The organism is Blautia faecis, assembly GCF_020554845.1.
Classification (GTDB): domain Bacteria; phylum Bacillota; class Clostridia; order Lachnospirales; family Lachnospiraceae; genus Blautia_A; species Blautia_A faecis.
Map to the genome: position 1 here is coordinate 1 of NZ_JAJCIA010000010.1, position 23574 is coordinate 23574.

A 23574-nucleotide genomic window follows, 5' to 3' on the forward strand; every position below is an offset into this window, starting at 1 on the left:
ACACATTGTCCAAATGCGTCCGCATTGAAGAACTTTTAATCAACTAAATAGCAATTTATTCTGAATATCTTTCCCTAAGAAGTGCAATTTCTCTTGTCCAACCCTCATCATCATTAGGCGTTTCCAGAATAAAAGGCTTTCCCTCCAATGCCGGGTGCCGGATGACACGGACAAGGGCATCAAGACCAATCTGGCCTTCCCCGATTCTGGCGTGGCGGTCTTTGTGACTGCCAAGAGGGTTGAGGCTGTCGTTTAGGTGGATGGCTTTTAAGTGGTCGAGACCGATGATGCGGTCAAATTCAGTTAAGACACCGTCCAGGTCGTTTACAATATCGTAGCCGCCATCCCACACATGGCAGGTATCCAGGCAGATTCCAAGTTTATCGCGTTTTTCTACAAGGTCCATGATGGCACGAAGCTCCTGGAAATGGCTTCCCACCTCAGAGCCTTTTCCAGCCATGGTTTCAAGAAGAACTGTAGTGGTCTGTTCTTCAGTAAGAACTGCATTCAGCACTTCTGCAATCTTCTGAATTCCAACCTCTATTCCCTGTCCCACATGGCTGCCTGGATGGAAATTATAATAATTTCCTGGTGTGGCTTCCATGCGTTTCAGATCATCCGAAAAAGTATTTCTGGCAAAATCCCGCAGATTTTCTTTGGCCGCGCAGGCATTTAAGGTATAAGGCGCATGCGCCACGATTTTGCCGAATTCATGCTCCCTGGCAATCTCCTGAAACTTCGCCACATCTGCAGGGTCAATAGCTTTGGCATTCCCTCCTCTTGGATTTCTGGTAAAAAATGCAAACGTGTTGCCGCCATTTTTTACAATCTGGCGTCCCATGGCTGCGTAGCCTTTGGATGATGAAGTATGATTTCCTATATATAACATGTCGTTTTCCCTTCTTATTTACTATTTTATTATGAAAATCCCGTACGGTAGCCAAAAATGAGCCATGCTTGCACGAGCGAACTCTTGGATATCAAACGGGCTAGACCGTATGAGTAAGTAGGGCGATGGCCCGGATTACGAATGCGGTCGGCAGCTGCGGGAGCGCCATAGGCGCGAAACAGCTGACTCTCAGGCACTCCTTAAGTACATCCTATATATTTTAGCATTTCCCCCTTCTTTTTCAAGATATTTATTGACGAAAACCCATTTTATTCTTATACTGTTAAAAGGTGTGCTCTTCTGTAAAAAAGACTTTTGTCCCATACTTTTTCACAGAATTCATACATAGAAAAAAGGAAGGAAATCAACATGAAAGAACGTGAAAAGTTTTCATCCCGGCTTGGATTTATTCTCATTTCAGCCGGCTGCGCCATTGGAATCGGCAATGTATGGCGCTTCCCTTATATAACAGGACAGTACGGCGGCGCAGCATTTGTACTGATCTATCTTCTGTTCCTTGTAATTCTTGGACTGCCTATTATGGTTATGGAATTTGCTGTCGGACGCGCAAGCCGCAAGTCCGCTGCCAGAAGCTTCCATCTCCTTGAGCCAAAGGGCACCAAATGGCACCTTTACAGCTATGGAGCCATGCTTGGCAACTATATGCTGATGATGTTTTACACCACTGTAGGCGGCTGGATGCTGGCTTACTTCTTTAAAATGGCAAGCGGCACCTTCACAGGTCTTGATACAGAAGCGGTAGGAAACGTATTTAACACCATGCTCTCCAATCCTGGAGAAATGACCTTCTGGATGGTAATCGTAACTGCATTCGGTTTTGGTACCTGCTGCATGGGACTGCAAAAAGGTGTTGAGCGTATCACAAAGGTTATGATGGTATGTCTTCTTACTATTATGGTAGTTCTTTGCGTTAAGAGCTGTACGCTTCCAGGCGCCATCGAGGGTATTAAGTTCTATCTTCTCCCGGATTTTGGCCGTCTGAAAGAGAACGGACTGCTTTCCGGTATTTATGCCGCTATGGGACAGGCATTCTTCACCTTGAGCCTTGGGATCGGCGCAATGGCAATCTTTGGAAGTTATATCGACAAAGACCGCAGCCTTATGGGCGAATCCATCCAGATTGGTATTCTGGATACTTTCGTGGCACTGATGGCCGGACTTATTATTTTCCCCGCATGCTTTGCTTACAATGTAAGCCCTACACAGGGTGTTGGACTTGTATTCGTAACACTGCCGAACATGTTTAACCAGATGATGGGCGGCCGTTTCTGGGGTGCACTGTTCTTCATCTTTATGACATTCGCAGCCCTCTCCACCATCATAGCAGTATTTGAGAATATCTTAAGCTTTGCCATGGATCTGTGGGGCTGGAGCCGTAAGAAGGCAGTTCTGGTAAACGGAATTGCAATCTTTGTTTTATCCATGCCATGCGTACTTGGTTTCAACGTATGGAGCGGATTTCAGCCACTGGGCGCAGGAAGCACCATCCAGGATCTGGAGGACTTCATTATCTCCAATAACCTGCTTCCGCTTGGAAGCCTTGTTTACCTGCTGTTCTGCGTAACCCGCTACGGATGGGGATGGGACAATTTCATCAAAGAAGCGGATACAGGAAACGGCATTAAATTCCCGAAGTGGGCACGTCCGTATCTTACCTATGTACTGCCGCTTATTGTACTGTTGATTTTCGTAATGGGTTATTACGATAAATTCTTCAGATAATACTATTTTTACACTGTAGATCAGAGGCAAAAATTCACAGGATCATCCGCAAGAAAGGATCCTGCTATTCAGGATTTTTGCCTCACTTCTTATATAAAAAGCCACATGAGGATAAACGTATGCAAAAGAAAAAGAACTTATACAAAAAATCCAGATATTACCGGCAAAGACAGGTAAAAATCCAGAAGCTCTGCGTGGCAGCAGGTGGCTTATTGCTGCTGATCATACTTCTTCTGATTGTCCGTGGATGCACGGGAAAAACCGAAAAAGCAAACTCCTCCAGTGTAAATAACATATCCGCTGCCAATCCGGACAAAGCTGAGACAGATTCCATTTCTTCCAACAGCAAAAACAGCGATTCTTCATCCACTGATGGAGCTGAGCCGGATGCAGAATCTTCCGACAGCAGTGATACCGCCTCTGCCAAATCAAAGCACGACACCCCTGTCACCCTTACCGTAAGTGTAGTTGGAGACTGTACCCTTGGTACAGATGAGGCCTTCGATTACAGTACCAGCCTGAATGCATATTTTGAAAATTATGGAAAAGAATACTTTTTACAGAATGTAAAGAGCATTTTTGAAGCAGATGACCTGACTATCGCCAACAATGAAGGAACCTTCACAGACAGCAGCAGCCGCGAGGATAAAACCTTCGCATTCAAAGCACCCGCATCTTTTGCAGGAATTTACTCCAGCAGTTCTGTGGAAGCAGTGAACACAGCTAACAACCACAGCCATGATTACGGCGAGCAGAGCTTTCAGGATACCATGGATGCCCTGGATGCCCAGGGAATTGTTCATTTCGGCTATGATGAGACGGCTGTAATGGATATAAAAGGGGTAAAAGTAGGTCTTGTGGGAATCTATGAGTTATACGATCATCTAGAGCGTGAACAGCAGCTGAAAGACAACATTGCTAAGGTAAAAGAAGATGGCGCAGAGCTGATCATCGTTATCTTCCACTGGGGAAATGAAAAAGAAACCGTTCCAGACTCCAATCAGACCACACTTGGACATCTTGCCATTGACCTTGGTGCTGATCTTGTGTGTGGACATCATCCTCATGTACTTCAGGGAATTGAAGAATATAAAGGAAAGAATATTGTATACAGCCTTGGAAACTTCTGCTTCGGCGGAAACAGCGCCCCAAGTGACATGGACAGTATGATTTTCCAGCAGACCTTTACCATCTCAAACGACGGCGTAAAAACAGATAATGTAACAAATATCATCCCATGTTCCATCTCCTCCGCTTACGGCTATAACAATTACCAGCCAACGCCTGCTGAAGGGGATGAAAAGACCAGAATTATGGAAAAAATCCAGGAAAGAAGCTCCTGGATCGGATAGAAAAAATATGTTGTTCAGCACCCCCAGAGCGAAAGCTCCGGGGGTATTTTTTGATTATAATATCAGCATCGCATCTCCAAATGAAAAGAACCGATACTTCTCCTGCACTGCCACCTCATAGGCATGCAGAATATTCTCTTTTCCAGCCAGTGCAGACACCAGCATAACCAGTGTGGATTCCGGCAGATGGAAGTTGGTGATCAGACCGTCGATCATCTTAAATTTATAGCCTGGATAGATGAAAATTTCAGTCCAACCACTTCCGGATTTCAGGACTCCGTCCTCACCTGTTGCAGACTCCAGTGTACGGCAGCTGGTAGTTCCAACTGCTATCACGCGGCCGCCATTTTTCTTAGTGTCATTGATCAGCTTCGCCTGGTCTTCTTCTACAATGTAAAACTCAGAATGCATGTGATGCTGCTCTACATCGTCCACCTTAACCGGACGGAATGTACCAAGACCCACGTGAAGCGTTACGTGGGCAATATTTACTCCCTTGGCCTTCACCTGCTCCAGAAGCTCTTTTGTGAAATGCAGACCTGCTGTAGGTGCTGCTGCAGAGCCCTCATTCTTTGCATAAACGGTCTGGTAACGATTCTTATCCTTTAATTTATGAGTGATATATGGAGGCAGCGGCATCTCTCCCAGCTGGTCCAAAATCTCCTCAAAAATGCCTTCATAATGGAACTGGATCAGACGGTTGCCTTCGTCCACCACGTCGATGATATCGCCCTCTAAAATGCCATCACCAAATGTGATTTTGGCACCTGGACGAGCCTTTTTGCCAGGCTTTACCAGGCATTCCCAGATATCGTTCTCTCTTCTTTTCAGAAGAAGGATTTCGATCACTGCGCCAGTCTCTTCCTTGTGACCGTAAAGCCTTGCCGGAATAACCTTGGTATCATTGATAACCAAAGTATCACCTTCATTCAGATAGTCCAGTATATCCCTGAAATGGCGATGCTCAATACTGCCATCTGCCATAGAAAGATGCATAAGTCTGGAAGAACTTCTGTCCTCTAGCGGATCCTGGGCGATCAGCTCCTGAGGGAGCTCATAGTAAAAATCAGATGTTCTCATCTTTGGATTCCTCCTCTTTCCACTGCTTTTTCAGCTGCCGCACAAAATTCCATTCTTTGTTGGTGAGATCTGCCTTTTTCAGCAGATCCGGGCGCCTTCTGGCTGTACGAATGATAGACTGCTCTCTGCGCCACTTCTCTATATTTGCATGATGACCGGACATAAGAACCTCCGGAACCTTTTTACCATGCCACTCTTCCGGGCGGCTGTACTGGGGATATTCCAGAAGGTTTCCTGCAAAGGACTCGGTCTCGCCAGACTCCTGATTGCTGAGCACGCCTGGAACCATGCGGGAAATAGAGTCCATCATAACCATGGCCGGAAGCTCGCCGCCTGTAAGCACATAATCTCCGATAGACACATAATCCGTCACAATTTCCTCCAGAACACGCTCATCAATCCCCTCATAGTGACCGCAAAGGAAAACCAGGTCTTCCTCTTCCGCCATATCTCTTGCCATCTGCTGATTAAACACCTGTCCCTGCGGGGTGAGATAAACCACACGGGGGCGCTTCCCTGCTTTCTCGGCAATCGCTTCATAAGCCAGGTAAACCGGTTCTGCCTGCATCAGCATTCCAGCACCGCCGCCGTAAGTATAATCATCTACTTTCTGGTGCTTGTTAAAAGCATAGTCGCGGATATTTATGGCCTCCACAGAAAGGATTCCTGCATTAATGGCACGTCCTGTAATGCTGGTGTTCATTCCATTCCGGATCATTTCCGGAAAAAGGGTCAAAACATGGAATTTCATTTACAAAAGTCCTTTCATCAAATATACCGTCATCACATTCTCCTCCAGGTCAACATCAAGGATGCATTCCCTGATTGCCGGGAGAAGTACTTCCTGATGATCAGGAAGCTCTACTACGTAAACATCATTGGCTCCTGTCTCCATAACATCTTTCAGGGTTCCGAAATGGGTGTTGTCCTCCAGAACCACTTCCATGCCAATCAGGTCGCCGATGTAATATTCATCTTCATCCAGTTCCTGGGCTTCTTCTCTGGGAACCCACAGGTCTCTGCCTTTGTACATTTCAATATCATTTATATTATCAATCCCGTCAAATTTCAGGATCACAAGATTCTTAAAAAATTTCACGTTACGGATTTCCAGCTTTTTCATCTCTCTGCCAGCATCCAGAATCACGTATTCAAGATCCAGGAAACGCTCCGGATCTGTGGTAGGGAATACTTTTACTTCTCCCCGCACGCCATGAGTGGTGGTAATTACTCCAACCTTTAATAAATCTTCCATTCAAAACTCCTCTACAAAAAACGAATATGTCTGCCGTCCAGGACTTTCATAAGTAAAAACAGGAGCCATGTCTCCACAGCTCCTGCATCCATATATCTTGCTTATCATTGCAGAATATCTACAATCACTTTTTTGCTGCTTTTGGAAGAAGCCGCTTTTACTACGGTACGGATGGCCTTGGCGATTCTGCCCTGACGTCCGATCACCTTACCCATATCAGATGGTCCTACCTTCAGTTCGATAACAACAGCGTCATCCTTTTCTGTTTCGGTAACGACTACTTCGTCCGGATTTTCAACAAGAGATTTTGCAATTACTTCTACTAATTCTTTCATTACACACCTCCCTGATCCCGCCCCGGAGCATATTCAAAAAATGCCCTCATCTGGACGTCACAGAAATACCCCCTGAAAATTGCCGGTTACAGTTCACGACTTTCACAGGAAATACTGTGCAGTCTGAACCATTCTGGCAACCTCTAAGATACTCCTTAAATTATTTCTCGATTCCGGCCTGTTTGAGGATCTTAGCAACAACCTCTGTAGGCTGAGCACCGTTTGCAAGCCATTTCTTAGCTGCCTCTTCGTCAACCTTGCATACGCTTGGCTCCTGGTTCGGATCATATGTTCCGATCTCTTCGATACATCTTCCGTCACGTTTGCTGCGGGAATCTGCAACAACGATTCTATAGTAAGGTGCTTTCTTCTGTCCCATTCTTCTTAATCTGATCTTAACTGCCATTTTAATTTTCCTCCAATTTACTTTCTCTTTATTAGTTAATTTAATTATTTTATGTTAAAAAGGGAGCTTAAAGCCGCCTCTTTTACCACCCATTTTGCCGCCGCCCATGAGACCCGGCATCTGCTTCATCATCTTCTTGCTCTGCTCAAACTGCTTCACAAGGCGATTGACTTCTGCAACCTCCACACCTGCGCCTCTGGCAATTCTGTTCTTACGGGAAAGGTTCAGAATTCCCGGATTGGAACGCTCCTGTGGGGTCATGGAAAGAATAATGGACTTGGTTCTGTCCATTGCTTTCTCATCGATCATGCTCTCCACATCTTTCATCTTGCTTCCCACACCTGGGAGCATATTCAGGATACTGGAGATTCCGCCCATCTTATTCATCTGTTCAAGGCTGGTAAGATAGTCATTGAAATCAAAATCCATCTTCTTCAGCTTCTTGGACATCTCCTGGGCTGCTTCCTGATCTACGGCTGCTTCTGCCTTCTCGATCAGGCTCATTACATCTCCCATACCAAGGATACGGGATGCCATTCTCTCCGGATAAAACTGTTCCAGATCGGATAACTTCTCTCCCATACCTACATACAGGATTGGCTTGCCAGTTACGGACTTGATGGAAAGAGCTGCACCACCACGGGTATCACCATCCATCTTGGTCAGGATCACTCCATCAATTCCAACCTTCTCTGCAAAAGTCTGGGCTACATTGACTGCATCCTGTCCGGTCATGGCATCTACTACAAGGACTGTAGCATCTACCTCAATATTAGCCTTAATATCAGCAAGCTCCTGCATCATATCCTCATCGACATGAAGACGACCTGCTGTATCAATGATCACTACATTCTGCTGATTCGCCTTGGCATGTGCAACAGCCGCCTTGGCTATGTCTACCGGGCTCTGCTTATCACCCATGGTAAAGACTTCCACGCCTTGTTTCTCACCGTTTACCTGCAGCTGAGTGATCGCTGCGGGTCTGTAAACGTCACAGGCTACCAGAAGAGGTTTCTTACCTTTCGACTTGATCTTACCTGCAAGCTTGGCTGCGGTAGTAGTCTTACCGGCTCCCTGAAGACCTGCCATCATAATGACAGTCAGATCATTGCCAGGCTTGATCGGAAGCTCTGTAGTCTCGCTTCCCATAAGATTAACCAGCTCTTCGTTTACAATCTTGATGACCATCTGGCCTGGGTTCAGTCCGTTCATAACGTCCTGTCCAACTGCACGTTCCTGTACAGATTTCGTGAACTGTTTCACGACTCTGAAGTTAACGTCTGCTTCAAGGAGTGCCATCTTAACTTCTTTAAGAGCAATCTTAACATCCTCTTCGGTCAGACGGCCTTTGCTTCTCAGCTTCTTAAATACATTCTGAAGTTTATCTGTTAAGCTTTCAAATGCCATGAATTATAACTCCTCTAAAATCACATTGGATATTGCCTCAATATCATCAGCGTGATATCCGGATGCAAGCTCATGTATCTTCTGTACCTGTCCCCGGATATTCACAAACTTCTCCACCAGATGCAGCTTCTCTTCATATCCTTCCAGTGCCTTGTCACAGCGTCTGATCATATCATGTACGCCCTGACGGCTGATATTCAGTTCCTCTGCAACCTCACTTAAAGAATAATCCTCCAGAACTACACTCTCGTAGATCTGCTGCTGTCTCTTCGTAAGAAGCTCTCCGTAAAAATCATAGAGCAAAGTACGTTCCACAAACTTTTCCATTCGTTATCACCTTGGGTATCATACCGTATTTTGTGGTGTGTGTCAAGTGTTTTTTCTTTACACGCAATATTTTTTATATGTCCAAATTTATTATACGCTATTTCTAATTGTCTGCCCTTATGTTATACTATAAAAGCTGCCGAGCCTCCAGCAGAAAGGAGGTGAATTCGATGGATAATATTATTGCTCTAATCCTTGTCCCTGTCGCAGTAAATGTAATTAGCTACTGCATTTACAAATGGCTGGACAGAAAAGACAAATAGGCAGCATAACAGCCTAAGGCATAAGCCACCTACATAAACGGAATAGAAAACCCCGGAAGTCTCGCACACCTCCGGGGTTTTCGTTTGCTTTCGATGGACTATTGCTCTAATCCTTAGCTACTATTAGGATATGCCATAACCAACGAAATGTCAACTTAAAATTCACATATTTTACTGACACTTAAAATCCACATATTTTACTGAATCAAACTATCATCATCAAAATAATTAATTCTCATAGAAGCCTTTACATCCTTCAGAGTCTCAGCTGCCTTTGCCTCAGCCACCTTACTGCCCTCTCTTAAAATGTCATAAACATCCGGAATACGCTGTTCCCACATTTTACGGCGCTCGCGGATCGGGCCAAGCTCAGCCTGGAGAACGTTGTTCAGGAACTTCTTAACCTTAACATCTCCAAGTCCGCCTCTCTTATAATGGTCTTTCAGCTCGTCCAGGTTCTGATAATCCGGAAGAAATTCCGGGAAGTATTCTGGTTTGCAGAAAGCATCCAGATAAATAAATACCGGGTTGCCATCAACATTTCCCGGATCCTGAACACGAAGATGATTCGGATCCGTGAACATGGACATAACCTTCTTCTTAACCTCATCTGCCTCATCGGAAAGATAAATGCAGTTTCCAAGAGATTTACTCATTTTTGCCTTACCGTCAATACCTGGCAGACGCAGGCACGCCTTGTTGGAAGGAAGTACGATCTCCGGCTCTGTAAGTGTCTCACCATATACTGTGTTAAACTTGTGTACGATCTCTTTGCACTGCTCCAGCATAGGAAGCTGATCCTCTCCAACCGGAACTGCTGTTGCACGGAAGGCTGTAATATCAGCAGCCTGGCTGATAGGATAGCAGAAGAATCCAACCGGAATGCTGGCTTCGAAATTACGCATCTGGATCTCAGATTTCACAGTAGGGTTACGCTGAACACGGGCCACTGTAACCAGATTCATATAATAGAAGGTAAGCTCTGTAAGCTCCGGAACCATAGACTGGATGAAAATTGTGGATTTCTCCGGATCAATCCCGCAAGCCAGATAATCAAGTGCTACCTGGATAATATTCTGACGAACCTTCTCCGGGTGCTCTGCGTTATCAGTAAGCGCCTGGGCATCCGCGATCATAATATAAATCTCGTCATAATTTCCGGAATTCTGAAGCTTTACACGCTCAGATAAAGAGCCTACATAATGTCCCACATGAAGACGGCCTGTAGGGCGGTCTCCTGTTAAAATTACTTTTTTCATAGTTTGCTACTCCTTATATTCACCGCCATGCCGATCCTTTTTTAACCAACACAGTTGTACTTATTTATAATCATTTCAGCAAACACTCCCCATTTTTTTACATGAATATGCAAAACGTCCAAAGCACATAGATTAACTTTAGTTATTAACTGCAAGCTGGGGAAATGCTTCTATTTTTCAATTACAGACTTGCGCGAATTACTTTCGGTCTGCATCCGGCAGTCTCCAGTGCTTTCACGATCTGATTCTTATGGTCTGTACCAAACGCCTCCAGAGTGATCTTCAGTTCTACAGCTGCATTACGGTTTGTGCTTACAAACTGGTTATGATCCAGCTTGATAACATTTCCCTGATTCTCTGCAATAATAGAAGCCACACGTACCAGTTCACCAGGCTTATCCGGGATAAGAACAGATACTGTAAAGATTCTGTCACGCTGGATCAAGCCATGCTGTACTACAGAAGACATGGTAATCACATCCATATTTCCACCACTTAAAATGGACACAACCTTTTTATTCTTGAAATCAAGATGACGAAGCGCAGCCACTGTCAGAAGTCCTGAATTCTCAACGATCATCTTGTGATTCTCTACCATATCCAGGAATGCAACGATCAGCTCATCATCCTCAACCGTGATGATTTCATCCAGATTCTCCTGGATATATGGGAAAATATGAGAGCCCGGAGTCTGAACTGCAGTACCATCTGCAATGGTGTTTACATGGGGCAGTGTAACAACCTCCCCTTTCTCAAGAGAAGCCTTCATGCAGGCTGCACCTGCCGGCTCTACACCGATTACTTTAATATGAGGATTAAGAAGCTTGGCAAGTGTGGATACACCTGTTGCAAGTCCGCCTCCACCGATTGGCACCAGAATATAATCTACAAGAGGAAGCTCCTGAATGATCTCCATAGCAATGGTTCCCTGTCCGGTAGCAACTGCAGGATCGTCAAAAGGATGAATAAAGGTATAGCCCTTTTCTTCAGCAAGCTCCAGAGCATATGCACAGGCCTCATCATAAACATCACCATGAAGAATAACCTCTGCGCCATACCCTTTTGTACGCTCTACTTTAATAAGCGGTGTAGTGGTCGGCATTACGATCACGGCCTTCACACCGTATTTGTGTGCTGCATATGCCACACCCTGTGCATGGTTTCCAGCGGAAGCTGTGATCAGGCCTTTGCCCCTCTCTTCGTCGGAAAGAGTACTGATCTTATAATAAGCTCCACGCACCTTATACGCACCTGTTCTCTGCATGTTCTCTGGTTTGAAGAAAACCTTGTTTCCAGTGAGTTCAGAGAAATAACTGCTCTTCACCAACTTGGTCTCCTGGGTTACCTGCTTAACTATTTCTGCCGCTTCTTCAAAACTCTCTAATGTAAGCATTTTTATTTTTCCTCCTGTAGTCTGTGGGGTTAGTTTTCATCCGGACGAATATCAAACAACGCATCCACAAAAGAATTTGCATCGAATTTCTGTAAATCGTCAATGCTCTCACCAACGCCGATATATTTCACCGGAATATCAAGCTCAGACTGGATTGCCACCGCAATACCACCCTTGGCTGTACCATCAAGCTTGGTAAGAATGATACCGGTTACATTTGCCACCTCTGCAAACTGTCTTGCCTGCACAAGTGCGTTCTGTCCTGTCGTTCCATCCAGAACCACCAGAGTTTCCAGATACGCTTCCGGATATTCCTTCTCCAGAATGCGGTAAATCTTGCGAAGCTCTTCCATAAGATTCTTCTTATTATGAAGTCTTCCTGCGGTATCACAGATCAGAACGTCTGCATTGCGGGCCTTGGCTGCTGCCACTGCATCATAGACAACTGATGCCGGATCTGCTCCATCCTGACCGCCAATGATTTCCACTCCTGCCCGGTTCGCCCACTGGGTCAGCTGTTCCCCTGCCGCTGCACGGAAAGTATCCGCAGCTCCAAGAATAACCTTTTTGCCCTGGTCCTTCAGCTTGCCGGCAAGTTTTCCAACGGAAGTTGTTTTTCCAACACCATTGACACCGATCACAAGAATAACGGATTTACGGTTTTCAAACTCGTACTCTGTGCTGTCTACCGTCATCTGCTCCTTGATGGTATCAATAAGAAGCTGCTTGCACTCCTTGGGATCCCTGATATTTCGGATTTCCACCTGGTCTTTTAATTTGTCCAGAATGGCTGTGGTGGCATTGATTCCAATGTCACCCATGATCAGGATTTCTTCCAGCTCCTCATAAAAATCATCATCTATTGTTGAATAGCCGGTGAAAAGAGAATCAAATCCTGCCACAATGTTGTCTCTTGTTTTTGTCAGGCCACTGACAAGTCTTTTAAAAAAGCCCTTCTTTTCCTCTGCCATTTCCTCTCCTCCTTTTACTGCGTAAGCTGGTTTTCCACAAGATCAACGGAAACCAGCGTGGAGACGCCTTTCTCCTGCATGGTAATACCATAAAGTCTGTCTGCGGCATTCATAGTACCACGCCTGTGTGTTATTATAATAAATTGCGTGTTCTTCGTCAACTTCTGAAGATAGCCTGCGAAACGGCCTACATTCGAATCGTCAAGTGCCGCCTCGATCTCATCAAGAAGACAGAATGGCGACGGCTTCAGATTCTGGATTGCAAACAAAAGTGCGATTGCAGTAAGTGCCTTCTCACCACCGGAAAGCTGCATCATATTCTGAAGCTTTTTGCCCGGCGGCTGGGAAATAATACGAATTCCTGCTTCCAGAATGTCCACGTCTTCCTCAAGCTCCAGAGTCCCCTTACCGCCTCCAAACAATTCCTTGAAAGCCTTGTCAAACTCTCTCTGGATATCCTGGAATTTCTCCGTAAACTGTTTACGCATTCCCTCATCCAGTTCCTGGATAATGTTCTCCAGCTGTGCCTCTGCGGTTTTCAGATCCTCATACTGTCCGGAAAGGAAAGCATGACGCTCTGAAATCTCCTTATATTCCTCAATTGCATTTACATTAACGTTACCAAGCTTACGGATTTCATCCTTCACCTGGGCAATTTCTTTCTTCATGGCTTTCAGATCGTTCAGCTCTTCTTTTTTGTACTGAAGGGCATTGTTCGGGGTGATCTCATACTCATTCCACATATAGGAAATCTGAGATTCCCTGTGCTCTTCCAGCTTCTCGATCTGACTTTTCAGACGGTAACACTCTTTGTCCAGAAGTGAAATCCTGCCGGACAGCTGATCCCGCTTCTCAAAAAATGCCTTGTGGCTGGCATTTTTTTCATCCTTCACACTCTGCCAGCTCTCCATCTGAGCCTTCGCCTTGGTTTCATCCTCTTCCAAAGTCCGGATTACTGCCTCCAGGTTCTCTACAGACTGGCGCTTTCTCTCATTCTCTTCGCCGCCAAGCTCCAGCGTTTCATGAATATCTGCTTCCTCCTGGCGAAGAGCTTCCATCTCATGGGTCAGACGGCCCAGAGTCTCTGCTGCGAAGCTTTCTTTCTGCTGGGCTGTACTTGCTTCCAGACGAAGAGCCTCCAGTTTCCTGGAAACCTCCTGCTCAGAAGCCCTCCAGGTCTCTAATTCTTCCTGTTTATTCTGGATAAAAGTCTCCAGTTCTTTCTCATCCTGCTCAGAAGCCTTCAATTCTTCGGCAATCTTGCTGTGATCAGCCTCTGCCTCCTCGATCTGACGGCGGATTTCCATCTGCTCTCTCTGAATCTCTCCGTAGCCAGCCTGGATTTCCTTTGTCTTGGCTTCTACCTGGTTAATGTTCATCTTCGCCGTGTTCTGGGCAACATACTGCTGACGCAGTTTTTCCTGCAGATCTGCAATGGTGTCACGCATAACATTGCGCTTGCTTCGATTATCATTAATAGCAGTCTGCATGTCATCCATGTCTTTTCGAAGAGCCTTCACACTGGATTCCAGTTCTTCGATCTCACGGCGGCGGCCAAGAAGGTTGCTGTTATTCTTAAAAGAACCGCCTGACATAGAACCGCCCGGACTGAAGGATTCACCCTCCACAGTTACCATACGAAGACTGTGCCGGTACTTTCGCGCAATGGCAATGGCATTGTCAATGTGATCCACCACAAGCACACGACCCAGAAGATAAGTAGCAAGTCCAACATACTCCGGACCTGTAGTTACCAGTTCACTGGCAAGCCCGATCACTCCCGGCTCCTGCAGCGCATCCCTCTGGGTAAAACCACTTCTGGTATTGATACTGTTAAGCGGAAGGAACGTAGCACGGCCGAAACGGTTTTTCTTCAGAAATTCAATCATGTGCTTGGCAGTCTGTTCATTGTCTGTGACAATGTTCTGAATACTTCCGCCAAGAGCCGTCTCAATGGCGATCTCATACTCCTTATTTACCTGGATCAGATCTGCTACAACACCCTTAATTCCCGGTACTCGGTCCTTCTGTTCCATTACACGGCGGATACTGTTTCCGTATCCGTCATAGCGCTCTGTAATATTTTTCAAAGATTCCAGCCTGGAAGCCTCACGGTGATATGCGCTCTGGCCGATTTCCATCTGGCCGTTCTGTTTCTTTAATTCATCTGTAATTTTATGTACTTCATTATCCAGGCGCTGACACTCTGCATTCATGTCCTGGATAAGTGTGGTAATTCCCTGAAACTTCTCCTTTGCCCTCTCCAGCTCACTCTGCTGCTGGGCTTCCTCTGTTTTCAAATGAAGCTGTCTCTGACTGATTCCCGCTTTACGGATATCGATCTGCTCCATCATGGTATCGAAACGCTGGGCTTTTCCTTTGGTAGTGGCACGGGTATTGAGAAGCTCGATAATCTCGTTCTTGCCATTCTCCACTGCCTGGGAGCACTCTTCGATCTGTGCCTGAATATTGGAAATCCGGTCCTCTTCTGCCTCCTGGCGCTTCCTTGCTTCCAGAAGAGCTGCATGGAGCTGGGATTTCTCCGCCTCCTGCCTCTCCAGAGACTCCTGGCGTTCCTTCAGATCCGCCTCAATGGACTGCAGACGGCTCTTGTAATGTTCTTCACTCTGCACTCCGGACAAAATCTGTTCCCGAAGTACCTTGGTCTCGCCATCCAGCTGCTGCCTGCGGATTGCCTTATTCTGCGTCTCTTCACGCAGCTGATCCATCTGGGAATTCAACTGTTCCAGTTCCTCTTCCAGACGATCATATTCCACTTTCGTCTGCTCGTAAGCCTTCTGATTCTCCTCCAGCTCCTCAGCAGCCCGGGTATTCTTGGTATCCAGCTCTTTTAATTCACGGCTGGTCTCCTCGTTTTCCAGAAGAAAACTGTTCACATCCAATTCCCGCAAAGTGTCTCTTTTGGCAAGATAAATTCTGGCTGTCTCGGACTGGCGCTCCAAAGGGCCCAATTGTCTGGTAAGCTCACTTAAAATATCGGTAACACGCACCAGGTTCGCCTGCTCGTCCTGCAGCTTCTTAATGGTAGTTGCCTTTCTTCGCTTAAACTTTACGATTCCGGCAGCTTCGTCAAAAAGCTCACGGCGCTCTTCCGGCTTACCGCTTAAGATCTTATCGATCTGTCCCTGCCCGATGATGGAATAGCCCTCTTTCCCAATACCGGTATCGTAAAACATCTCATTAATATCCTTCAGACGACAGGCACTTCCATTAATAAGATATTCACTTTCACCGGAACGGTAAAGTCTTCGGGTAACCGTAACCTCATTAAAATCAACCGGAAGCTTGTGATCGCTGTTATCCAGAGTAATGGCAACAGAAGCAAAGCTAAGGGGCTTTCTGGTCTCCGTGCCGGAAAAAATAACATCCTGCATGTTTCCGCCTCGAAGCTGCTTGGCGCTCTGTTCTCCAAGGACCCAGCGGACCGCATCACCTACGTTGCTTTTTCCACTGCCGTTGGGGCCAACGATTCCCGTAATTCCATTATGAAATTCGAAATTGATTTTCTGTGCAAAGGACTTAAACCCGTGCACTTCAATATTTTTTAAATACATGTATTCGAATCCTTGTTATTATTTTCTCATCTTCCGGATTGCCTGGTAAGCAGCTTCCTGTTCGGCAGCTTTCTTGGTATGTCCTACTCCGGTACCCATCACATGACCGCTGACAAGCACATCCACGGTAAAGCTTTTATTGTGATCCGGGCCTTCTTCTTTTATCAGATGGTACTCCACAAGATGGGTTCCCTTCTCCTGTACGATTTCCTGCAGGATGGTCTTGCTATCATAAAAGAGCTGTTTATTCTCAAGATCGTTCAGAATGAATTTCAGAACAAACTCCTTTGCGCTAGCAAAACCACCGTCCAGATAGATAGCTCCAAGCAGAGCCTCTGTTGCATCAGAAACAATAGAGTCACGGTTTCTTCCACCGGTCATGTCCTCACCTTTTCCAAGGAGCAGATACTGTGGCAGTCCGAAATCTCTTGCACAATAAGCAAGACTGGGCTCGCAAACCAGGCTGGCTCTCTTCTTGGTCAATTCGCCCTCTGGAATCTGGGTGAACTTCTTATAGAGAAAATCACTGCTGATCAGCTCCAGAACTGCATCTCCAAGAAACTCCAGACGCTCGTTGCAGCCTGCCTTACCAAGCTTCTTCTCGTTTGCATAGGAACTATGTGTCAGTGCAAGGATCAGAAGGTTCCTGTTCCTGAACTCATAACCGATCCGGTTCTCCAATGCTTTTAACTTTTTTTCCATGATAAACTTCCTTCCCTCTGACTAGCTGGCAGCCCTCCGGCAGGTCTTTGCCGAAGAGTCTGCTGCAATGCATGGATGATCATGCTTTTTCTGGTGTCTCTTCCACCATATGGGCAGCGATTTTCTCATTGATCTTCTGCTGTCTGAACTGAACACACTGAAAAATAGCGTGACGAATCTCAACCGCCCTGGCACTGCCGTGTGTCTTCACAACCAGTCCCTTAAGACCCAGAAGAGGGGCTCCGCCGTACTCACTTGCATCAAATGCCTTCATAGTTTCTTTGACGGCCGGTTTCACCAGAAGAGCTCCAACCTTGCTGCGGGTGTCTTTCATAAGACCGGTTTTAAGCATCTTCATAAAGGTACTTCCAAGTCCTTCATAAAGCTTCAGGATCACGTTCCCGACAAAAGCCTCGCAGACAATCACATCTGCATAACCAGCTGGAATATCCCTTGCTTCAATACTTCCAATAAAATTGATCCCCGGGCATTCCTTCAAAAGAGGGAACGTCTCCTTCACAAGGGCATTTCCCTTCTCCTCCTCTGCACCAATGTTTACAATAGCAACACGAGGGTTCTTGATTCCAACCACGTCTTCCATATAGATGGAACCCATCTTCGCAAACTGTACCAGATGCTCTGGTCTGGCATCTACGTTCGCACCGCAGTCAATAAGAAGTGACACACCATTCTGGGTAGGAATCAAGGGTGCCAGCGGCGGACGCTGTACTCCTTTGCTTCTTCCTACGATCACCTGACCACCTACTAAAATGGCGCCTGAGCTTCCAGAGGAAACAAATGCTTCTGCTTCCTGCTTCTTCACAAGATTCAGTCCTACCACAATGGAAGAATCTTTCTTCTTACGGATTGCCAGAACCGGAGGCTCTGCTGTCTCGATCACCTCTGTGGTATTCACGATCTGGATTCTTTCCTTGGGGTAATTCTGAAATTTACTCAGCTCTTTCTCAATTACATCCTGCCTGCCGGTAAGGATCACATCAATGTCTTCCCTCTCGGCAACAGCCTCTACGGCTGCTTTCACTGGTTCTGCCGGAGCGTTGTCTCCGCCCATGGCATCTACTACAACTCTAACTGTCTCTGCCATATTTTTCTCCTCTTCGGATATTTTTCAACACTGTACTCTGGTAATGCAAAAACATCCATTATAATCGGGATATGCAAAACACAGCCCAATTCAACAGCTCCTCCATACCAGAGCATGTTTGAAAAAGGCTACAAGGTACACTATCCCGAATAATACTATTCTACTTTATCTGCCCCCTCTTAGTCAATAGGAAATCAAAGAAAGCTTCCTGCCCCAAAGACTGTGGTTGACGAAGCTTCCAATCTCCGCTATACTCTCACTGGGAGCAGATAGGTGCCGGTGTGCCTCCTGGTCTTCAAAACCAGTGTGGGGCGCTAATCCCGTCCCGGATGGGTTCGATTCCCATATGTTCCCGCCAAAAAAGCATACCCAGCTTTCCATTCTTACTCTTCTCATGGAGACTACGTTTTCGAAATAACCATACCACTCACTTGTCTGTGAATCCGATTGCGCAGGTCTAAAAGCCTCGACGCAGCCGATCTGTCTGCTGCAAGTTTCGTTTTAATACTCTTCCTCCATTTTCCATAGCTGTAATCCGCTCTCTGTCAAACCCCTCCAGCAGTATGATCGCACATTTACGGGATATTCCCAGACGGTCACGAAATTCTCCAGTCTGGATCATCCCCTTTTCTTCATATAACAGATACGCCATATCCAGAGCTTTCTGCCGTATTTCCCAGTGCATATAATGCTTCTCGTCAAACCGTACAAGAACACCCTCCCGCACCATGGCAAAGAACACTTCTGAAAAATCCCGCTCACCGGAAAATACTTTCTTCACTTCATCTGTCAGCGGAGGCATAAAGCCCGATTTCAGATATAATTCCTGCAGCTGCAAAAAGACAGAATTCCCACATATTTCTTCTGTTATTTTTCCTGAAGCGTGTGCTTTTTTTCTTTCCTTTCCGGTACATGCGCAATGAACAACAGCATCTGCATTCTGTCTTTTTTTCCTTTTTACCCCATTGGGATTCAGCACAACTCCACCGCCGATGGTTTCTACCGGCGAATAAAATCTTATAACAAAATGATCCCCTGCTTTCATTGCCGTCACCTGCTCCATCCGAAGCTGGACTACGGCCTCTTCACCGGGCTTCAGCACTTCTCTGTCAAACAGAATTATTTTACACACCAGTTCTGCTGCCCCATGATAAAGATGAACACGGGTACCGCTTTTTAAAGAACGCTGTCCTGATTTCAACAGCTGCAGCCGTACATCTGCGATCATGGTACCTTCCATACTTCCTGCTGCTGCCAGAATTTCTCCCCGGGAGATATGCTCTTTTCCAATTCCCGGAAGGTTCACTGCCACCCGCTGTCCCGGAACAGCTTCGGATACTTCCTGTCCATGCACCTGAATTCCCCGGATTTTTACCCTTTCAGCTCTGGGATAAAGCATAGTGTCATAATTCAAGCCTAAACTGTCATCAAGCAGCGTCCCTGTCACTACGGTTCCAAAGCCTTTTAAAGAAAACACACGATCTATGGGCAGGCGAAACGCAGATGCTTTTGTCCCCATTCTGCCTGTGCAGCTGTCACCTTCTTTTCGGGAAAGCTTCTGATTTCCCGTGTTTTTTCCGACGGTGCACAGTTTCCACAACACCCTGCGCAGTTCCTCAATCCCACGCCCATCCACAGCACTGGTCACTACCACATCCGCATTTTCCAGAAACGTTCCCTCTGCAAATTCCTTGATTTCCTGGTCAAGTCCCTTTTTCCATTCCAGGTCACCTTTGGTGAGTACAATCACACCCTTTCGAATACCAAGCAGGGAAAGTATTGCCAGATGTTCCCTGGTCTGAGGCATAACTCCCTCATCCGCTGCAATCACTACCATGGCAATGTCCATTCCGCCAGCTCCGGCCAGCATATTCTTTATAAATTTTTCATGACCTGGCACATCAATAATCCCTGCTTCCCTGCCATCCGGAAATTTCAGAAACGCAAAACCATTTTCAATTGTAATCCCCCGCCTTTTTTCCTCTGCCAGGCGATCCGTATCCGTGCCTGTCAGCGCCTTGACCAGCCAGGTTTTACCATGATCAATATGTCCGGCAGTACCTATGATCCTGTGCCTTTTTTCTTCCATATCTTTTTCACGCCCCATTTTGTTCGAACAATCCCACTTTTTCGTTTCCAAATAAACAGCGCGAAGAAGCCACTTCTCCGCGCCATGTTTACGTTTATAACAATATTGTCTTTTTTCTGTTGTTTGGAAATATAATTCAGTAATTTAATAACATTATTCTACAGTAACAGATTTTGCCAGGTTTCTCGGCTTGTCCACATCCAGGCCCTTCGCTACGCTGACATAATATCCCATCAACTGCAGCGGAACAATTGCAAGGCTGGTTGTGAAATACTTCTCCGTCTTGGGAACATATACGGAGAAATCAGCGGTATCCTCAATACTGTAATTGCCATAGCTGGTCAGTCCCATCAGATAAGCTCCACGGCTCTTTACCTCAACCATATTGCTCAGTGTCTTCTCAAAAAGATCCTTCTGGGTCATCACACCGATCACCAGAGTACCATCCTCTACAAGGCTGATCGTTCCGTGCTTCAGCTCACCTGCTGCGTAAGCCTCAGAATGAATATAACTGATTTCCTTCATCTTCAGGCTTCCTTCCATGCTGATAGCATAGTCAATTCCTCGTCCAATGAAGAAAATATCATGGGCATTTGCATACTTGCTTGCAAACCACTGGATACGCTCCTTATCATCCAGAACACGGCTGATCTTGTCCGGCAGGGTCTCCATCTCAGCAAGCAGACGGGTCACATTCCCCTCCTCAAGCTTTCCCTGGACAAAAGCACTCTGGATAGCCAGCAGATACATGGCGATCAGCTGGGTGCTGTAAGCCTTGGTGGTGGCAACAGAAATCTCAGGTCCTGCATAAGTATATAACGTATAATCGCTCTCTCTTGCAATGCTGGAGCCTACAACATTGACTACACTAAGTACCGGAACATTTCTATCCTTGGCAAGACGAAGGGCAGCCAGGCTGTCTGCGGTCTCTCCAGACTGGGAAATAATAACCACCATGGAATCCTCCACAAGGATCGGATCACGGTAACGGAACTCAGAAGCCACATCCACCTCAACCGGGATCTTCGCCATGGATTCGATCACATATTTGCCAACCATACCAACATGGTAAGCAGAACCGCAGGCGATGATATAGATTCTCTTAAGAGAAGCCAGCTTCTCATCTGTAAGCCCTGTCTCAGAAAAATCAATGTGTCCCTCTTTTACATAAGCGCCAATGGTGTCCTGAACGGCCTTCGGCTGCTCATGGATCTCTTTCAGCATAAAGTGCTCATAGCCGCCCTTCTCAGCAGCAGCTGCATCCCACTGGATCTCCACAACGTCTTTCTCAATCTCTTCACGGTCGATATTGTAGAAATGGATCTCATCACGGGAAAGCTCCGCAATTTCAAGATTGCCGATATAATAAACTCTTCTGGTCTGATCCAGGATCGCAGGAACATCAGAAGCGATAAGGCTTCCGTTCTCGCTCTTTCCAATGATCAGCGGACTGTCCTTGCGGGCTGCAAACAGTTTGCCCGGATAGTCCTTGAAAATAACACCAAATGCATAAGAACCGCGGATACGGAGCATTGCTCTGGAGATTGCTTCCAACGGAGTTCCGGTTTTCTTATAGTAGTAATCTACCAGCTTCACAGCCACTTCTGTATCTGTCTGTGAATAGAACGTATAACCGGAACGAAGAAGCTTCGCCTTCAGCTCCTGATAATTCTCGATAATTCCATTATGAACAAGTACTACGGACTTATCATCTGTACAATGAGGATGGGCATTTGTCTCAGAAGGCTCTCCATGAGTCGCCCAGCGGGTATGACCGATACCGCAGGTACCCGGTACGGCTGAACCGCCGTCTGTCTTCTCGATCAAAGTTTTCAGACGCCCTTTCGCCTTTACGATTGCGATCTTATCAGTTGCCTCGTTTCGAACTGCGATACCTGCTGAATCATAGCCTCTGTATTCCAGCTTGGAAAGGCCTGTCAGCAAAATCGGTGCCGCCTGTTCATCTCCTACATAACCAACAATTCCACACATAAAATTTCCTCCTCAGTCTCAGTCTTAATCATTCTCCTCGTTTTTCTCCTGGCCAGCTGTCTTCTGCCATGCCTCAACCCCTTCTGTATTTTCCTTCTGGAAAAGGATTTTGAAGGTAAGCATCAAAAGCTTCAGATCCAGCTTCAGAGAATAGGTCTCAATATAGGTGAGATCCAGTTTCAGCTTATCATAAGGTGTCGTGTTGTATTTACCATAAACCTGGGCATAACCGGTAAGTCCGGCCTTCACTTTCAGGCGGTAATCAAATTCAGGGATCCTCTCGCTATACAGTGCAGCAATTTCCGGCCGCTCCGGTCTTGGGCCTACCAGAGACATATCACCTTTCAGGATATTAAAAATCTGTGGCAGCTCATCGAAATGGATCCGGCGGATAAGCTTCCCGACCGGTGTGATCCTGTCATCCTCTTTCTTCGCCAGCTGGGCACCCTTCACTTCAGAGTCCATTTTCATGCTTCTGAATTTCAGGATCATAAAGATCTGCTTATCCTTCGTAAGACGCGGCTGCTTATAAAAAACAGGACCGCCATCATAAAGCTTAATAGCAAGTGCGATCAGAATCATAAACGGAGATGCAATCACCAGCCCTGCCAGGGAAAATATAATATCCACAATTCTTTTGAAAAACAGCTGCTCTGCTGTCAGACGCAGGTTTCTGGAAAGAAGAAGCGTGGTATCAAATAAATGAATATCGTCTGCATTCCGGAGCATAATATCAGAAAGCTTCGGAATAGAATAACAGCGGATATCCTTCTCAAAGCAGTATTTCAGGAGAAGATTTCGTTCGTGGGACGGGATATCCCCGATCACAACTGCTTTATATCCGTTGATCTTCTCCTTGATCACGTCAAGGCCAAGGGAAAGGGATGCCATCTCTTTAATGGCATATTTATCCTCTCTGGTCTCAAACTTATTCCTTAAATCTCCCGGATTACGTCCGCCATAAATCATCAGCATCTGTCTGGGCGGATACAGTCTGGTGTACACATAACGCATACCAACCACCCATATGACAACGATCACCAGGTCAATCCCCGTCATAGCCAGCATAGGTGTCAGATGCTCTCCCAGACGCCAGCGACCGATCAGGCACAACTGTAAATAGGTAATAAAATTCACGCAGCACACAGACAGGATCTGGGAATAGATTACTTCAAATACCCGCAGATAACCCACCTTAAAACCACCGTAAATTTTGTAAAAGAAGTATATCATCAGCACATACAAACCGATGACTACCTGATTACCTCTGTCAAAGCGTCTGCCGATGACCTCCTTGTGGGCATAAAATTTATACCAGATATAGGCGAAAAGCAATGTTTCAATAGCGATGATCACCGCAGACGCCAAAAACATGATCAGTCTCTTATATCGTTCGCGATTTTCCATTTTTTCCTCCAGTAAATTTCCTCT

19 protein-coding genes and 1 tRNA gene are annotated in these 23574 nt (G+C 46.1%); 3 read left to right on the forward strand and 17 right to left on the reverse strand.

The window, feature by feature from the left end; translation table 11 throughout:
• Positions 1-55 precede the first annotated feature (55 nt).
• On the reverse strand, positions 56-889 hold the full coding sequence (locus tag LIZ66_RS06750) for a deoxyribonuclease IV (protein WP_173771390.1): 834 nt from the start codon (positions 887-889) through the stop codon (positions 56-58).
• Positions 890-1258: 369 nt separating this feature from the next.
• Here LIZ66_RS06750 and LIZ66_RS06755 point away from each other — a divergent pair, with 369 nt between their 5' ends.
• Both LIZ66_RS06755 and LIZ66_RS06760 read left to right on the forward strand, forming a co-directional pair.
• The gene (locus LIZ66_RS06755) at positions 1259-2632 is read left to right on the forward strand and encodes a sodium-dependent transporter (RefSeq protein ID WP_204452993.1); all 1374 of its coding nucleotides are present in this window, start codon (positions 1259-1261) and stop codon (positions 2630-2632) included.
• Between the two features lie 119 nt (positions 2633-2751).
• Positions 2752-3984: a CapA family protein gene (locus LIZ66_RS06760; protein WP_227200762.1), complete on the forward strand. Its 1233-nt coding sequence runs from the start codon at positions 2752-2754 to the stop codon at positions 3982-3984.
• Positions 3985-4038: 54 nt separating this feature from the next.
• Here LIZ66_RS06760 and queA read toward each other — a convergent pair whose 3' ends face one another.
• The 13 genes from queA to plsX all read right to left on the reverse strand — a co-directional run bounded on the left by queA (position 4039) and on the right by plsX (position 18062).
• Complete coding sequence (gene queA, locus LIZ66_RS06765) at positions 4039-5064, reverse strand: tRNA preQ1(34) S-adenosylmethionine ribosyltransferase-isomerase QueA (protein ID WP_227200761.1); 1026 nt, start codon at positions 5062-5064, stop codon at positions 4039-4041.
• Positions 5051-5815: a tRNA (guanosine(37)-N1)-methyltransferase TrmD gene (trmD, locus tag LIZ66_RS06770; RefSeq protein ID WP_204452991.1), complete on the reverse strand. Its 765-nt coding sequence runs from the start codon at positions 5813-5815 to the stop codon at positions 5051-5053. The genes queA and trmD overlap by 14 nt, the downstream gene beginning before the upstream one ends.
• Complete coding sequence (rimM, locus tag LIZ66_RS06775; RefSeq protein WP_226838090.1) at positions 5816-6319, reverse strand: ribosome maturation factor RimM; 504 nt, start codon at positions 6317-6319, stop codon at positions 5816-5818.
• A 104-nt stretch (positions 6320-6423) separates the two neighbouring features.
• Positions 6424-6654, reverse strand: a complete 231-nt coding sequence (locus LIZ66_RS06780) for a KH domain-containing protein (RefSeq protein WP_021926512.1) — start codon at positions 6652-6654, stop codon at positions 6424-6426.
• A gap of 160 nt (positions 6655-6814) precedes the next feature.
• Positions 6815-7060 (reverse strand): 30S ribosomal protein S16, encoded by a 246-nt coding sequence (gene rpsP / locus LIZ66_RS06785; RefSeq protein ID WP_117852013.1) that lies wholly within the window; start codon positions 7058-7060, stop codon positions 6815-6817.
• A gap of 54 nt (positions 7061-7114) precedes the next feature.
• Entirely contained in the window at positions 7115-8467 is a 1353-nt protein-coding gene (ffh, locus tag LIZ66_RS06790) for a signal recognition particle protein (RefSeq protein WP_118578855.1), read from the reverse strand.
• A gap of 3 nt (positions 8468-8470) precedes the next feature.
• Entirely contained in the window at positions 8471-8794 is a 324-nt protein-coding gene (ylxM, locus tag LIZ66_RS06795; RefSeq protein ID WP_118578857.1) for a YlxM family DNA-binding protein, read from the reverse strand.
• Positions 8795-9254: 460 nt separating this feature from the next.
• A complete protein-coding gene (trpS, locus tag LIZ66_RS06800; protein ID WP_118578859.1) occupies positions 9255-10316 on the reverse strand; it encodes a tryptophan--tRNA ligase in 1062 nt (353 codons plus the stop codon).
• Positions 10317-10497: 181 nt separating this feature from the next.
• A complete protein-coding gene (gene ilvA / locus LIZ66_RS06805) occupies positions 10498-11709 on the reverse strand; it encodes a threonine ammonia-lyase (protein WP_118578861.1) in 1212 nt (403 codons plus the stop codon).
• Between the two features lie 29 nt (positions 11710-11738).
• Entirely contained in the window at positions 11739-12680 is a 942-nt protein-coding gene (ftsY, locus tag LIZ66_RS06810; RefSeq protein ID WP_173717145.1) for a signal recognition particle-docking protein FtsY, read from the reverse strand.
• Between the two features lie 14 nt (positions 12681-12694).
• The gene (smc, locus tag LIZ66_RS06815; protein ID WP_226838089.1) at positions 12695-16255 is read right to left on the reverse strand and encodes a chromosome segregation protein SMC; all 3561 of its coding nucleotides are present in this window, start codon (positions 16253-16255) and stop codon (positions 12695-12697) included.
• Positions 16256-16273: 18 nt separating this feature from the next.
• A complete protein-coding gene (rnc, locus tag LIZ66_RS06820) occupies positions 16274-16957 on the reverse strand; it encodes a ribonuclease III (protein WP_118578867.1) in 684 nt (227 codons plus the stop codon).
• Positions 16958-17036: 79 nt separating this feature from the next.
• Positions 17037-18062 (reverse strand): phosphate acyltransferase PlsX, encoded by a 1026-nt coding sequence (plsX, locus tag LIZ66_RS06825; RefSeq protein ID WP_118578869.1) that lies wholly within the window; start codon positions 18060-18062, stop codon positions 17037-17039.
• A 261-nt stretch (positions 18063-18323) separates the two neighbouring features.
• On the opposite strand from plsX, the gene LIZ66_RS06830 reads away from it, so the two are divergent.
• Positions 18324-18420, forward strand: a tRNA-Sec gene (locus LIZ66_RS06830).
• 99 nt (positions 18421-18519) lie between these two features.
• On the opposite strand, the gene selB is transcribed toward LIZ66_RS06830, so the two are convergent.
• The 3 genes from selB to LIZ66_RS06845 form a co-directional block, all read right to left on the reverse strand.
• Complete coding sequence (selB, locus tag LIZ66_RS06835) at positions 18520-20151, reverse strand: selenocysteine-specific translation elongation factor (RefSeq protein WP_227200760.1); 1632 nt, start codon at positions 20149-20151, stop codon at positions 18520-18522.
• 153 nt (positions 20152-20304) lie between these two features.
• Positions 20305-22143: a glutamine--fructose-6-phosphate transaminase (isomerizing) gene (gene glmS, locus LIZ66_RS06840; RefSeq protein WP_226838087.1), complete on the reverse strand. Its 1839-nt coding sequence runs from the start codon at positions 22141-22143 to the stop codon at positions 20305-20307.
• Between the two features lie 24 nt (positions 22144-22167).
• Positions 22168-23550 (reverse strand): sugar transferase, encoded by a 1383-nt coding sequence (locus LIZ66_RS06845; protein ID WP_173717140.1) that lies wholly within the window; start codon positions 23548-23550, stop codon positions 22168-22170.
• Positions 23551-23574: the final 24 nt, after the last annotated feature.